Source organism: Rhizobium etli CFN 42, from assembly GCF_000092045.1.
In the GTDB taxonomy this organism is placed as follows: Bacteria; Pseudomonadota; Alphaproteobacteria; order Rhizobiales; family Rhizobiaceae; genus Rhizobium; species Rhizobium etli.
The window spans coordinates 23,290-36,449 of record NC_007763.1; the positions used below are offsets into that span (position 1 = coordinate 23,290).

At 61.3% G+C, this 13,160-nt stretch carries 11 protein-coding genes; 6 read left to right on the forward strand and 5 right to left on the reverse strand.

Annotated features, from left to right (window positions below; genetic code table 11):
- The first annotated feature begins 3 nt into the window (after nucleotides 1–3).
- The 5 genes from RHE_RS22110 (at nucleotide 4) to glpK (ending at nucleotide 5,454) form a co-directional block, all read left to right on the forward strand.
- Nucleotides 4–867 (forward strand): carbohydrate ABC transporter permease, encoded by an 864-nt coding sequence (locus tag RHE_RS22110; RefSeq protein WP_011427488.1) that lies wholly within the window; start codon nucleotides 4–6, stop codon nucleotides 865–867.
- Between the two features lie 14 nt (nucleotides 868–881).
- Nucleotides 882–1,703: a carbohydrate ABC transporter permease gene (locus RHE_RS22115; RefSeq protein ID WP_011427489.1), complete on the forward strand. Its 822-nt coding sequence runs from the start codon at nucleotides 882–884 to the stop codon at nucleotides 1,701–1,703.
- 12 nt (nucleotides 1,704–1,715) lie between these two features.
- Complete coding sequence (locus RHE_RS22120; protein WP_011427490.1) at nucleotides 1,716–1,997, forward strand: DUF2160 domain-containing protein; 282 nt, start codon at nucleotides 1,716–1,718, stop codon at nucleotides 1,995–1,997.
- A 79-nt stretch (nucleotides 1,998–2,076) separates the two neighbouring features.
- Nucleotides 2,077–3,801, forward strand: a complete 1,725-nt coding sequence (locus RHE_RS22125) for an ABC transporter substrate-binding protein (protein ID WP_011427491.1) — start codon at nucleotides 2,077–2,079, stop codon at nucleotides 3,799–3,801.
- Between the two features lie 150 nt (nucleotides 3,802–3,951).
- Entirely contained in the window at nucleotides 3,952–5,454 is a 1,503-nt protein-coding gene (gene glpK / locus RHE_RS22130; protein ID WP_011427492.1) for a glycerol kinase GlpK, read from the forward strand.
- A gap of 92 nt (nucleotides 5,455–5,546) precedes the next feature.
- On the opposite strand, the gene RHE_RS22135 is transcribed toward glpK, so the two are convergent.
- The 5 genes from RHE_RS22135 to RHE_RS22155 form a co-directional block, all read right to left on the reverse strand.
- Complete coding sequence (locus tag RHE_RS22135) at nucleotides 5,547–6,389, reverse strand: alanine--tRNA ligase-related protein (RefSeq protein ID WP_073990415.1); 843 nt, start codon at nucleotides 6,387–6,389, stop codon at nucleotides 5,547–5,549.
- A gap of 202 nt (nucleotides 6,390–6,591) precedes the next feature.
- Entirely contained in the window at nucleotides 6,592–7,578 is a 987-nt protein-coding gene (gene pdxA, locus RHE_RS22140) for a 4-hydroxythreonine-4-phosphate dehydrogenase PdxA (RefSeq protein WP_020922656.1), read from the reverse strand.
- Between the two features lie 30 nt (nucleotides 7,579–7,608).
- Nucleotides 7,609–8,742, reverse strand: a complete 1,134-nt coding sequence (locus RHE_RS22145; RefSeq protein WP_011427495.1) for an iron-containing alcohol dehydrogenase — start codon at nucleotides 8,740–8,742, stop codon at nucleotides 7,609–7,611.
- Nucleotides 8,743–9,073: 331 nt separating this feature from the next.
- A complete protein-coding gene (locus tag RHE_RS22150; RefSeq protein WP_011427496.1) occupies nucleotides 9,074–10,261 on the reverse strand; it encodes a sialidase family protein in 1,188 nt (395 codons plus the stop codon).
- Nucleotides 10,262–10,271: 10 nt separating this feature from the next.
- Nucleotides 10,272–11,174, reverse strand: a complete 903-nt coding sequence (locus RHE_RS22155) for a dihydrodipicolinate synthase family protein (RefSeq protein WP_011427497.1) — start codon at nucleotides 11,172–11,174, stop codon at nucleotides 10,272–10,274.
- 305 nt (nucleotides 11,175–11,479) lie between these two features.
- Here RHE_RS22155 and RHE_RS22160 point away from each other — a divergent pair, with 305 nt between their 5' ends.
- Nucleotides 11,480–13,117, forward strand: coding sequence for an ABC transporter substrate-binding protein (locus RHE_RS22160; RefSeq protein ID WP_011427498.1), 1,638 nt, complete (start codon nucleotides 11,480–11,482; stop codon nucleotides 13,115–13,117).
- The last annotated feature ends 43 nt before the right edge of the window (nucleotides 13,118–13,160 follow it).

The window sequence follows — 13,160 nt, forward strand, 5'->3', positions numbered from 1 at the left end:
GCCATGCAAAAAACGTGGAACAACAAAGCCTGGTTTCTGGTGCTGCCGGTGCTGCTGCTCGTGGCCTTTTCGGCGGTCATTCCGCTGATGACCGTCGTCAACTACTCGGTGCAGGATACGTTCGGCAATAACGAGTTCTTCTGGGCCGGCACCGACTGGTTCGTCCAGACGCTGCATTCCGACCGCTTCTGGGAAGCGCTCCAGCGCAATCTGCTGTTCTCCTTCATCATCCTGGCGCTTGAAATTCCGCTGGGCATCTTCATCGCCCTCAACATGCCGAAGTCGGGGCCCGGCGTCCCAGTCTGCCTGGTACTGATGGCGCTGCCGCTGCTCATTCCGTGGAACGTCGTCGGCACCATCTGGCAGGTTTTTGGACGCGTCGATATCGGCCTACTCGGTCATACGCTCGCCGCGATCGGTCTCGACTACAATTATGTCCGCGATCCCGTCGACGCCTGGGTGACTGTCATCGTCATGGACGTCTGGCACTGGACGAGCCTCGTTGTGCTGCTCTGCTATGCCGGCCTGGTTTCAATCCCGGACGCCTATTATCAGGCTGCCAAGATCGACGGCGCCTCGCGCTGGTCCGTCTTCCGCTACATCCAGCTGCCGAAGATGAAGCGGGTGCTGCTGATCGCTGTGCTCCTGCGCTTCATGGACAGTTTCATGATCTATACCGAGCCCTTCGTCGTCACCGGCGGCGGCCCCGGCAACTCGACGACCTTCCTCTCCATCGACCTTGTGAAGATGGCGGTCGGCCAGTTCGATCTCGGCCCGGCGGCGGCAATGTCGATCATCTATTTCCTCATCATCCTGCTGCTCTCCTGGGTGTTCTACACCGTGATGACCAGCAGCGACGCGAGCTAAGGGGGAGGGCAGATATGACCAGAAAATACAAACCCGCAGGCAGCCTCTCCTGGCTGGTGCCGACGATCTACATCCTCTTCCTGATCCTGCCGATCTACTGGCTCATCAATATGAGCTTCAAGGAGAATGCCGAAATCACCGGCGCCTTCTCGCTCTGGCCGGCAGCCCCGACGCTGCGCAATTATACGGTAATCTTCACCGATCCGTCCTGGTATAACGGCTACATCAACTCGATCATCTATGTGGTGATGAACACGGTGATCTCCGTCGCCGTGGCGCTGCCGGCGGCCTACGCCTTCTCGCGCTACCGCTTTCTCGGCGACAAGCATCTGTTCTTCTGGCTGCTGACCAACCGCATGGCGCCGCCGGCGGTTTTCGCACTGCCCTTCTTCCAGCTCTATTCGGCCTTCGGCCTGATCGACACGCATATTGCCGTGGCGCTTGCCCATTGCCTGTTCAACGTGCCGCTCGCGGTCTGGATCCTGGAAGGCTTCATGTCCGGCGTGCCGAAGGAAATCGACGAGACCGCCTATATCGATGGCTATTCCTTCCCGCGCTTCTTCATCAAGATCTTCATTCCGCTGATCGCGAGCGGCGTCGGTGTGGCAGGCTTCTTCTGCTTCATGTTCTCGTGGGTCGAGCTCCTGCTGGCCCGCACGCTGACGACGACGGCGGCAAAGCCGATCTCGGCGATCATGACGCGAACGGTTTCGGCCGCCGGTATGGACTGGGGTGTGCTGGCAGCTGCCGGCGTGCTGACCATCATCCCGGGCGCGCTCGTCATCTATTTCGTCCGCAACTACATCGCCAAGGGCTTTGCCCTGGGCCGCGTCTGAGGAGGACCGGACATGACCCTTTCCTGGATGGCCTGGACGCTGCCGACGGCGCTGTTCTTCCTGACGATCCTGACGCTTCTGATCGCCATGAGCGTCTGGGAGTTTTTTTCGCCGGGCGGCTCGCCGCGCGTGGGCGTGCTGCGTTTCGAAACCACCCGCGGCGACCGGCTTTTCATTTCGCTGCTCGGTGCAGCGTTCATTCATCTTGCATGGCTTGGGCTCGCTGGGCCCAACCTGTGGTGGGCTCTTGCCATCTCCGTGGTCTACGCCATCGGCGTGTTCCGCTACGTGTGACGGCAAAGTGAAGACAGATGGCCGGGGGTCCTTGGCCGCCTGAGTATGTGACTGCAATCGCAAACCCTGGGAGGATATTATGCGACGGCACTTATTGACGACGACAGCAGGCCTGCTGCTGGCGATGACGGCATCGGCCTATGCCGGGATGGACGAGGCCAAGACCTTCCTCGACAAGGAAGTCGGCGACCTCTCGACGCTTTCCCGCGCCGATCAGGAAAAGGAAATGCAATGGTTCGTCGATGCCGCGAAGCCCTTCGCCGGCATGGACATCAAGGTGGTTTCCGAAACGATCACCACGCATGATTATGAATCGAAGGTGCTGGCGCCCGCCTTCACCGCGATCACAGGCATCAAGGTCACCCACGACCTGATCGGCGAAGGCGACGTGGTCGAGAAGCTGCAGACGCAGATGCAGTCGGGCGAAAACATCTATGACGCCTATATCAACGATTCCGACCTGATCGGCACCCATTGGCGCTACCAGCAGGCCCGTTCGCTGACCGACTGGATGGCCAATGAAGGCAAGGATGTCACCAATCCGGGCCTCGATGTCGATGACTTCATCGGCAAGTCCTTCACGACAGCGCCTGACGGCAAGCTCTATCAGCTGCCCGATCAGCAGTTCGCCAACCTCTACTGGTTCCGCTACGACTGGTTCAATGACGAGAAGAACAAGGCGGACTTCAAGGCGAAGTACGGCTACGATCTCGGCGTGCCGGTCAACTGGTCGGCCTATGAGGATATTGCCGAGTTCTTCACCGGCCGCGAGATCGACGGCAAGAAGGTCTACGGCCATATGGACTACGGCAAGAAGGACCCGTCGCTCGGCTGGCGCTTCACCGATGCCTGGCTGTCGATGGCCGGCAACGGCGACAAGGGTATTCCGAACGGCAAGCCGGTCGACGAATGGGGCATCAAAGTCGATGAGAATTCCCGTCCTGTCGGTTCGTGCGTTGCGCGCGGCGGCGATACCAACGGCCCGGCCGCGGTCTATTCCATCCAGAAATATCTGGACTGGATGAAGGCATACGCACCGGCTGCCGCTCAGGGCATGACCTTCTCCGAATCCGGTCCCGTGCCTTCGCAGGGTGAAGTTGCCCAGCAGATGTTCACCTACACGGCCTTCACCGCCGATTTCGTCAAGGAAGGCCTACCGGTCGTCAATGCTGACGGCACGCCGAAATGGCGTTTCGCGCCGAGCCCGCATGGGGTCTACTGGAAGGACGGCATGAAGCTCGGCTATCAGGATGCGGGTTCCTGGACGCTGATGAAGTCTACGCCCGTCGACCGCGCTAAGGCGGCCTGGCTCTACGCGCAGTTCGTCACCTCGAAGACTGTAGACGTGAAGAAGAGCCATATGGGTCTGACCTTCATCCGTCAGTCGACGCTGGATCACAAGTCCTTCACCGACCGCGCGCCGAAGCTCGGCGGCCTCATCGAGTTCTATCGTTCGCCGGCCCGCCTGCAATGGTCGCCGACCGGTACGAACGTTCCTGACTATCCGAAGCTCGCGCAGCTCTGGTGGCAGGCCATCGGTGACGCATCCTCCGGCGCCAAGACGGCGCAGGAAGCCATGGACTCGCTTTGCTCGGAGCAGGAAAAGGTGCTGCAGCGCCTGGAACGCGCCAAGGTCCAGGGCGACATCGGCCCGAAGCTCGCCGAAGAGCATGATCTCGCTTATTGGAACGCAGACGCGGTGAAGAAGGGCAACCTCGCTCCGCAGCTGAAGATCGAAAACGAGAAGGACAAGCCGCTCACCGTCAACTACGACGAACTCGTCAAGAGCTGGCAGAAGAAGTAAGGCGGACCCGGCCGGAGGCAACGAGGCCTCCGGCCATCCCTTCCTGCCACCGGCGACAAGCCGGTGGCACCCACAATCTATCTCTCACGAAACATCCGCGTCCTGCCGATCGCCGGCAGGCGAGCGATCTCGTCCGAGCCGGAGACGGATATGAGCGGCTATATTCTTTCGATTGATCAGGGCACGACGTCTTCGCGTGCGATCATCTTCAACAGCGACATGAAAATGGCCGGATCCGCTCAGGCGGAGATCACGCAATACTATCCGCAGCCCGGCTGGGTGGAGCACGATGCTGCCGAAATCTGGCAGTCCGTCGTCGACACGATGCGCAAGGCGATCGCTGGTGCCGGCGTGGATGCCGCCGCGATCGCAGCCGTCGGCATCACCAACCAGCGCGAAACGGCAGTCGTCTGGGACCGCAAGTCCGGAACACCGCTTTACCGCGCGATCGTCTGGCAGGACCGGCGCACGGCGGAAATGTGCGAAAGCCTGAAGGCCGATGGATATGAGAAGCTGTTTTCCGCCAAGACCGGCCTGCTGCTCGACCCATACTTTTCGGGAACCAAGCTACGCTGGCTGCTCGACAATGTCGATGGGCTGCGCGAGCAGGCCGAGGCGGGCGAGGTCTGTTTCGGCACGATCGACAGCTGGTTGATCTACAAGCTGACCGGCGGCCGCGTGCATGCGACCGATGCAACCAATGCATCGCGAACCCTGCTCTACAATATCGATGACGGAACCTGGGACGAGGAACTGCTCGGCATTCTCGGCATCCCGGCCGCCATGCTTCCCGAGGTCAGGGAATGCGCCGATGATTTCGGCCGGGTCGACGAGGCCCTGTTCGGGGCCGCGCTGCCGATCTTCGGGGTCGCCGGCGACCAGCAGGCGGCGGCGATGGGCAATGCCTGCTTCGAACCCGGCATGATGAAATCGACTTACGGCACCGGCTGCTTCGCCCTGCTCAACACAGGCCAGGATCGAGTCTCCTCCGCCAATCGGATGCTGACGACCATCGCCTGCCGCCTCGACGGCGAGACGACCTATGCGCTCGAAGGCTCGATCTTCATCGCCGGTGCCGCCGTGCAATGGCTGCGCGACGGCCTCGGCATTATCGGCCAGGCGTCGGAGGCAGGGGTGCTTGCGGCCAAGGCCGATCCTGGGCAGCAGGTCTATATCGTCCCCGCCTTCACCGGGCTCGGCGCGCCTTATTGGGATCCGGCTGCGCGTGGTGCGATCTTCGGCCTGACGCGCAACAGCGGACCGGCGGAATTTGCCCGCGCCGTGCTCGAATCCGTTGCCTATCAGACACTCGACCTGCTTGTGGCTATGAAGAGGGATTGGGGCGCCAACCAGCTGGAGACGGTGTTGCGCGTCGATGGCGGCATGGCGGCTTCCGATTGGACGATGCAATGCCTCGCCGACATGACCGGAAACCCGGTCGACCGCTCGGCGATCCACGAGACGACGGCGCTCGGGGCCGCCTGGCTTGCCGGCTCCAGGGCCGGTATTTGGCCGGGCAAGCGTGAATTTGCCAAGGCTTGGGCCTGTGATCGACGTTTCAGCCCCGCAATGGCGGAGACAGAGCGGCAGGCCAAGATCATCGGTTGGAAGAATGCCGTGTCGCGGATGATCTCGGACGCTTCGGCGGGATAGCCAGACGGTGCAATGCGGCGGATCGATCGCCGCGGGGCATCTATGGCGGTGACAAGGCCTCCCGTATTCAAATCCGGGAAGCCTCATCCCTGCTACTCGATGATCTCATCGATGTCGGAGAGATCGATGCCGTGGGTGTCGAACCACCAGTCCGCCCCCTTGTCGCAATAGCGATCGCGCAGGCGCAGATACTTGGCGCCGAGCCGCTTCTGGCGTTCGACCTCTTTCTGGAAGAACGGATGCTCGAGTGTGCCGCCCATCTTGTGGATGCGGCGGAGCAGTTTGCGCAGAACATATCCCTGCTCCTTATTGCCCGGCCGATATCCGCTTTCTACGATCGTCATCACCGTCTCGCGCAATGTCTCCAGCGCATCCGCCGGCGGCGTGCCGTTGACGATCATATCGAGACGCTCCGCGCCAAAGCCGACATCGATACAGCTTCCGAGCGGATTGACGATGTTCCCGATCTCTATGCCATGCTTGTAGAACTCGGTGCAGTATCCGCTGATGCTGCCATCGCTCCAGATGCATTCGGCATCGGCAACGATGGGTACGCGCCCGTCATAGAGCGGCGTCCATTCGATCAGGCGGTCTGGATGCATCGTTACATGATCCGGCGCCAGACCGAGCGTTCCGAGAAAGGCGAGCCAGAAATCGATGGCGTCGCCGACGGTCATTTCCCTGAAGGAGAAAAGCCCGAGCATGGTGAAGTGGAGGAAGTGAGTTCCGTCGCCGATCTCGTCGAGGTCGCCCATGCGCAGGCAGGCCTGGCTGTTTGCGACGGTTCCGCTAAAAGAAGGATCGGAGAAGAGAGCCTTGTATTGCTGCATGCCAGCGCTGCAGAAGAGCGTTGTATCGTCATGCGGCCGTACGGATTCGATGCGTGTGAAGTCGATGCCCTTGGAGAGGCAGAAGTCTTGATAGTACTGGATCAGGCGTCCCGCGGTGTCATAGGCAACCTCCTTTGCTGTTCGTGCCTGCTACAACATAGCGATGTCACGCCTGTGCGGCAATCTTCTGCAGCGCGCGGGCACGCCGTTTCTATCATCGCCGCCTGTTCGGCATGTGACGAGGCAGGTACTAAAGGTTCCCGTTCCCGCGAGGAGTGGCGTCCGCCGATCCCTCCGGATACCGCGGTTACGCCTTCCGCCGCGGCGAACGCGCCATCAGCCTGGCATAGGCGATGGCCGAGAGCATGTTGACGTGGTTGGCCTTGCCGGTGCCGGCGATGTCGAAGGCGGTGCCGTGATCGACCGAGACGCGGTCGATCGGCAGGCCGAGCGAGACGTTGACCGCCGTTTCGAAGGCGACGAGCTTGATCGGGATGTGGCCCTGGTCGTGATACTGGGCGATGACGAGATCGAAAGCGCCGTTATAGGCGCGGGCGAAGACCGTATCGGCGGAGATCGGGCCGACGACGTCGATGCCCTTGGCCTGCGCCTGTTCGACCGCCGGCGCCAGGAATTCCATGTCCTCGGTGCCGAACAGGCCATTTTCGCCGCAATGCGGATTGAGGCCGGCAACGGCGATCCGCGCCTTTTTGCCGAGACGCAGGAAATGATTGTGGCCGGCCTCTATGGTCGCCAGCACCCGCTCGGTCTTGGCGCGTTCGATCGCGCCCTTCAGCGAAATATGGGTCGAGACATGGATGGTGTTCAGCCGCTCGGAGGCAAGCAGCATGAAGGAGCTCTTCGAACCGGTGAGATGGGCGAGCAGCCCGGTATGGCCATCATGGTGATGGCCGGCTAGGTTCATCGCCTCCTTGTTGATCGGCGCGGTGACGATGACATCGGCTTGCCCTGATATGGCGAGATCGACAGCACGAGTGATATAGCGCACCGACGCATCGCCGGCGACGGGGCTGACCTTGCCGATCTCGGGCAGGGCTGCGCCGAGTGGGACTTCATCGACGGCTATCCTGTCGTCGCTGGCGGCGTCGGCAGAACTGAATTTCAGCGCGGTGCCGCTGACGCGGTCGGCGCGCTCCAGCGCTTCCACATTGCCGACGATGACGAAATCGCGACGCTCCTCCTTCGGAAGGGCTGCCAGTGCCTTGACGATCACCTCGGGGCCGACGCCGGCGGGATCACCGAGCGTCACGGCGACTTTCGCATTCCTGTCCATCATCAAAGTCCCTTCTGAAAACCGTGCCGCCTAAAGGGCGGCTGCGTAAATCGAGCGAATGTCGGCACGCGTGAGGTCACGCGGATTGTTGTCCAGCAGGCGCCGGATGGCAAAAGCGTCCTCGGTCATGGCGTCGAGATCGCTTTCCGGCACGCCAAGCCCTGACAGTTTCATCTCGATGCCGAGTTCGGCGCAGAAAGCATAGGCCGCATCGAAGACGGATGCTGAGTTTTCCGAGGTATGGCGCCCAAGCGCCTCCATCACCGCTTTCGTCTTCTCAGGCGCAGACGGCGTGTTGAAGGCGAGAACATGCGGGAATATCAGCGCATTGGCAGCGCCATGCGCCACATGCCAGCGCGTGCCGAGCGGGTAGGCGAGCGCATGGCCGCCGGCGGTGTTGACCGGGCCGAGGCAGAAGCCGCCATAAAGCGAGGCGAGCGACAGGCCGGCGCGCGCTTCGGCGTCGTTGCCGTCTCTGACGGCGCGGGCGAGATATTTGCCGACCAGCCGCGTTCCCTCGATCGCATAGATATCGACCATTGGATGAGCCTTGCGGTTGGTGAAGGCCTCGACGCAGTGGGCCATGGCGTCGACGCCGGTGGCGGCCGTCGTGCGTGCCGGCACGCTGAAGGTGAGCGCCGGATCGATGACGGCGATGTCGGCCAGCATATGCAGGCTTTCGACAGCGAGCTTCGCCATGGTCCTGGGGTCGGTGACGAGCGCGCGGATGCCCGCCTCACTGCCGGTGCCCGATGTTGTCGGCACCTGGGCGAGCGCTGCCTTGCGCGGCCCGTGCACCTTGTTCGGGCCGACGACGTCATGCAGCGTCTGTGCGGAGCCGGCAAGAACGGCGGCGAGTTTTGCCAGATCCATGGCGCTGCCGCCGCCGAAGCCGACGATCAGTTCGGCGTCGGCGCCGTTGGCCGCCTGCAGCACCTTTTCGAGGTTGGCCGTATCCGGCTCGGGCGTCACTTCGGCAAAGACCGTCATCTCGCCCTTCAATTCCAGCAGGTCGATGCGCGCGGCATTGAAAGCGTCGGAGATGATGAGCGTGCGTCTGAAACCCTTTTCGGCAGCCCATTTGCCGAGCTTTGCCGCCGTGCCGATGCCGAACTCGATCAGATGCGGCCGAACGATCGTGATTGGCGAATCCAAGCTTGCCATGAACCAGTCCTCCTGCAAGATCCTGCGGCGAAATGTTGCGTCATTTATTGTAAAGTTGTAAGCCAAGTGTCAAGCGGCATTCCTGGCCTGGAGAAATTTTATCGTCGGCTCTGCCGTTTAATGCGGTCGAATTGCACAAATATTACTTTAAAAACAATAAGGCTTATCGATTATCGGATGAAATAGTCGATCAAAGGTCAGCCGCCAGTGCGGCGGTGGTGGGGAAGCAAATGTTGTCAAATCCTCGGCGCGGCCGGCCACTCTCCTCGTGTCCCTCATCGTCTCACGCGGGATCGGAAAACAGCTCTACAATTCCAGGCCGGCATCTTGCCTAAGGCAGCGCTCGCGGGGCGAGCCGCACATATTTGATGGCGCGCCGGTAATAGGTGTAGGCGACATGGAGCGTGCCATCACTGCCCTCAATGACCGAGGGGTAGGAGAACTCGCGGTTCAGCGAATCCTTGGAATTGTTGCTGAGGCAAAAGCCGTCGCCGGTATCGAGATCGATGCGATGTGGAAAGGTCCTGCCGCCATCCCTCGAAATCGCCAGGCTGAGCGGCGCGCGCGGCACACCCCAGACCGCCTTGCGGCCGGCATCGGCAACGACAGCAGCATTCTCTCCACATTCGTCACCCTCGATTTCGTCATAGAGAGACTGACGCCGCGCATCCGACATCGTCGCGTTCGAATGGTTGTAAACCATTGCAATCCCGCCATTATCCAGAACGGTGGCCTGGATTGAGGAGTTGTTGTTCGGCAGTTCGGTCGGCTCGGGCGGGCTCCACGTTTCGCCGCCATCCGCCGATCGGCTGGAAAGAATGGTTTCGGCGAAGCGGTTGCGGTAGAAGGCGATCATCTCGCAGCCGCCGAGCGGCAGAATGTTCATGTGGACGGCGCCGATGCTGTCGGGAATATCGCGCATTTGCCAGCTGGCGCCGCCGTCGCGCGAGATCAGCACCGCTGCCGTATCGGCATCGCCACTCCAGCGTTGGCCCTCAAGCCCGACGCAGCGGAAGATCGGCAGCAGCCAGTCGCCACGGTCGTTGACGACTATCTGTTGGCGAACGAAGGTACCGGGGCTGTCGCAGAGGATCTGGACCGGACCGAATGTCTTGCCGCCGTCATCGGATATCCGGCATTTAACAATCGAGCCATCCTGGTTGCCTGACGTCTGCGATGTGTAGAGCAGCCATGTCTTTCCGTCCGGCGCGTTGAAAATCAATGGGTTCTGCTCTGATTTCTCCGGATCGTCGCTCATCTTTTCCGGTTCCGACCACCGCCCGGAGCCCGGTGGCAGCCGCGACATGTAAATTGAAATGTCTCTCATGCCCTCCATCGTGCCGCCGAACCAGACGCAGCTCAGCGTGCCGTCGGGAAGAAAGGCGAGATTTGCTGCATGATTCTGGATGCAAGGCGAGGGCAGGTAGGCATCGGCGCGGCCCGCGACAGAGGGGTGAGGGATGACGGCCCCGGTCATCAGAGCGGGCACGTCTTCCGGAGGCAGGCCGGTAAATGTCATGGCGATCTCCTCAAGGCAGTTTGGCGTAGCTATCGGCGAGGGCGGCATAATCCGCCTCGCTCAGCGGCATCAGCGGCGCGCGCGTACGCTTCCAGGCGGGGTTGCCTGTCTTCAGCCCGACCATTGCCTTGATGGTCGGGATCTGGACGTAGGAGTTGGAAAGTGTGCGATAGGCGTTGATGCGTGCCTGCGCCGCCTCGACATCGGCGGCGCGCGCCTCGTCGTGGACATGGTCGTAAACGGTGCGCAGCGAATCCGCCACCAGATTGGAGGTGGCCGTGATGCAGCCTGCGCCGCCGGCCTTCATCAGCGGCAGCAGCAGCGGATCGGCGCCGGCCAACACCGAGAAATCGGGATGAGCGGCGATGATGGCCTGCATGTTGTTGAAATCTCCCGCCGATTCCTTGATGCCGACGACCGTTTCCGGGAAGGCCGCAATCAGCCGGCCGATCAGCGGAAGGGATAGCGGAACACCCGAAACCTGCGGGATATGATAGAGAATGACCCGCAGACGCGTGTCAGCGACCTTTTCCAGTACCTGCGAATAGGCGGCGAACAGGCCGTCGTCCGAGACGCCCTTGTAATAGAAGGGCGGCAACATCACCACTTTGGTGACACCGAGCGACAACGCGTGCCGGGTCAGTTCCACCGTCTCCGGAATGGCGACGACGCCGGTGCCCGGCAAAAGCCTGTCGGCCGGAATGCCGGCCTTCACCGCCGCCTCCAGTATGGCTCGGCGCTCGGCTCCGGAGAAGGAATTGGCCTCTCCGGTCGTGCCGAGCAGGGCCACGCCATGACAGCCCTCGGCCAGCAGCCGCCGGCAGTGATCGGTGAGAAGGGTGAGGTCGGGCGTATTGTCTGCCGTCAGCGGCGTTGCGGCCGCGCTGAAAACGCCTGTAATCCTGTGGCTCATTCCGCCCTCCTCGGTGCGTCCCGTCTTTTCCGGCTGCACGGGCAATTGTCATTCGCCTATCGCGATGGATTGCGAAAAACTTTTCCATTGCAGTGCTTTTGTCAAGAAGACAAAACGCGTTCATTCCAGAGGTAAAAATTATCTGATTGTTTTAATTATAATATTTCTTGCCATAAATTTTGTTGCAACAAAAATCGCGATTTTTTGTTGACATATTTACAATAACGAGAGAACGATAGGTGATGGATTGTGCTGCGCCTGGCAGCGCAGGGAGAGCGCTGCCGATTTCACCTGGGAGGAATGCCATGTCTTTTGATCAATCGGATAAAACCAATCTATCGCGCCGCAACGCGCTGAAGTTCGGCCTTGCCGCCGGCGTCGGGCTGACCGTGTTCGGGATGAATGCCCGCATCGTGCTGGCCGATGAAGGCCAGGTCCTGAAGGTCGCCCATCCGGCCTTCGACCAGGATTGGTCGCCCCTGCGCGGCGGCGGCAGAACCTTCCGCTGGAACTCGATCTGGTGGGCTTCGCCGATGTATTTCGACAGTCAGGGCAATATCAAGCCCTACGTCTTCACCAGCTGGGAATCGGCCGACAACACGGTCTGGACCTTCAAGATCGACCCCAAGGCCGTCTTCTCCGACGGCAGCAAGATCACCTCGGCCGACGTCAAGGGATCGTGGGAAGTCGCCTCGATGCCAAACACCAAGAGCCAGCGCGCCGACCAGGTGCTGAGCAAGGTCAAGGGCTACGCAGAAATCGCCGCCGGCTCGGCCAATGAACTGACCGGTGTCGCGACTCCCGATGAGGGAACGGTCGTCGTGACGCTCGCCGCCGCCGATCCGATCTTCTTCATGCGTCTCGCAAATCACATCGCACCGATCACCAAGGCGTCGCAGTCGCGCGGCAGCGACGGTGAGGAAATCATCGACTGGTACAAGCCTGAGAACAAGCCGGTCTTCTCCGGCCCGTTCAAGCTGACGAGCATCGATATCGATGCCGGCAAGATCACCTTCGAGCCGAATGAGAACTTCTTCGGGCCGAAGCCGAAGCTTGCCCGCATCGACATCACCTCGATCGAGGACAATGTGACGGCGACTTCGCTGATCAAGTCGGGCGAGTTCAACGCCCACACCGAGCTCGTCACCTCGACGATCATTCAGGATCTCGGCCCGGAATTCTCGGCCGGTCCGCTGATCCCGACCAGCCAGCACTTCTGGTTCAACATTTCCCGCGCGCCGATGGACGATCCGAAGGTACGCCAGGCGCTGATCATGGCGGTCGATCGCGACGGCCTGTTCAAGGCATCCTATCCGGATGGGCCGCACAAGAAGGCCGACCAGATTCTCAATTCGGTTCCCGGCGCCGACAATTCCGGCTTCGAGCCCTTTCCCTATGATCCGGCAGCCGCCAAGAAACTGCTTGCCGAATCGAGCTATGGCGGCCCCGAACGCCTGCCGAAGATCCTGTTCGTCGGCATTTCGGCGCCGGCCATTCAGGCCGCCGCCCAGTTCATCGCCGAGCAGTGGCGCCAGAATCTCGGCATCACGGCCGTCGACATGAAACCGCAGCAGGACGCCTATGCCGGTCCGGATCAGAACTCGGTCCAGATCTTCCGCGATGACGTCGGCACCCGTGTTCCCGACGCCGTTTCCTATCTCACGGGCAGCATCGCCTCGACCTCGTCGAACGCGCAGAACAAGCTCGGCGGATACAAGAACGACAAGGTCGACAGCGCCCTTGCCGAAGCAGCAACCAAGGCTGCGGATGATCCGCAGCGCGTTGCTCTCGCCCAGCAAGCCCAGAAGGCATTCCGCGAGGATTGGGCCTTCATTCCATGGTATTCTCAGGCGATGTCGCGCTGGGCCACCAAGGAGGTCAAGGGACTCGAGAAGAACCTCGACTGGCAGATCGCCGAGCCTTGGAACATCTCCATCGGCTGATCGGGAATGATCGGTTCCTGGCAATAAGCGCGCGAAGGCTGCA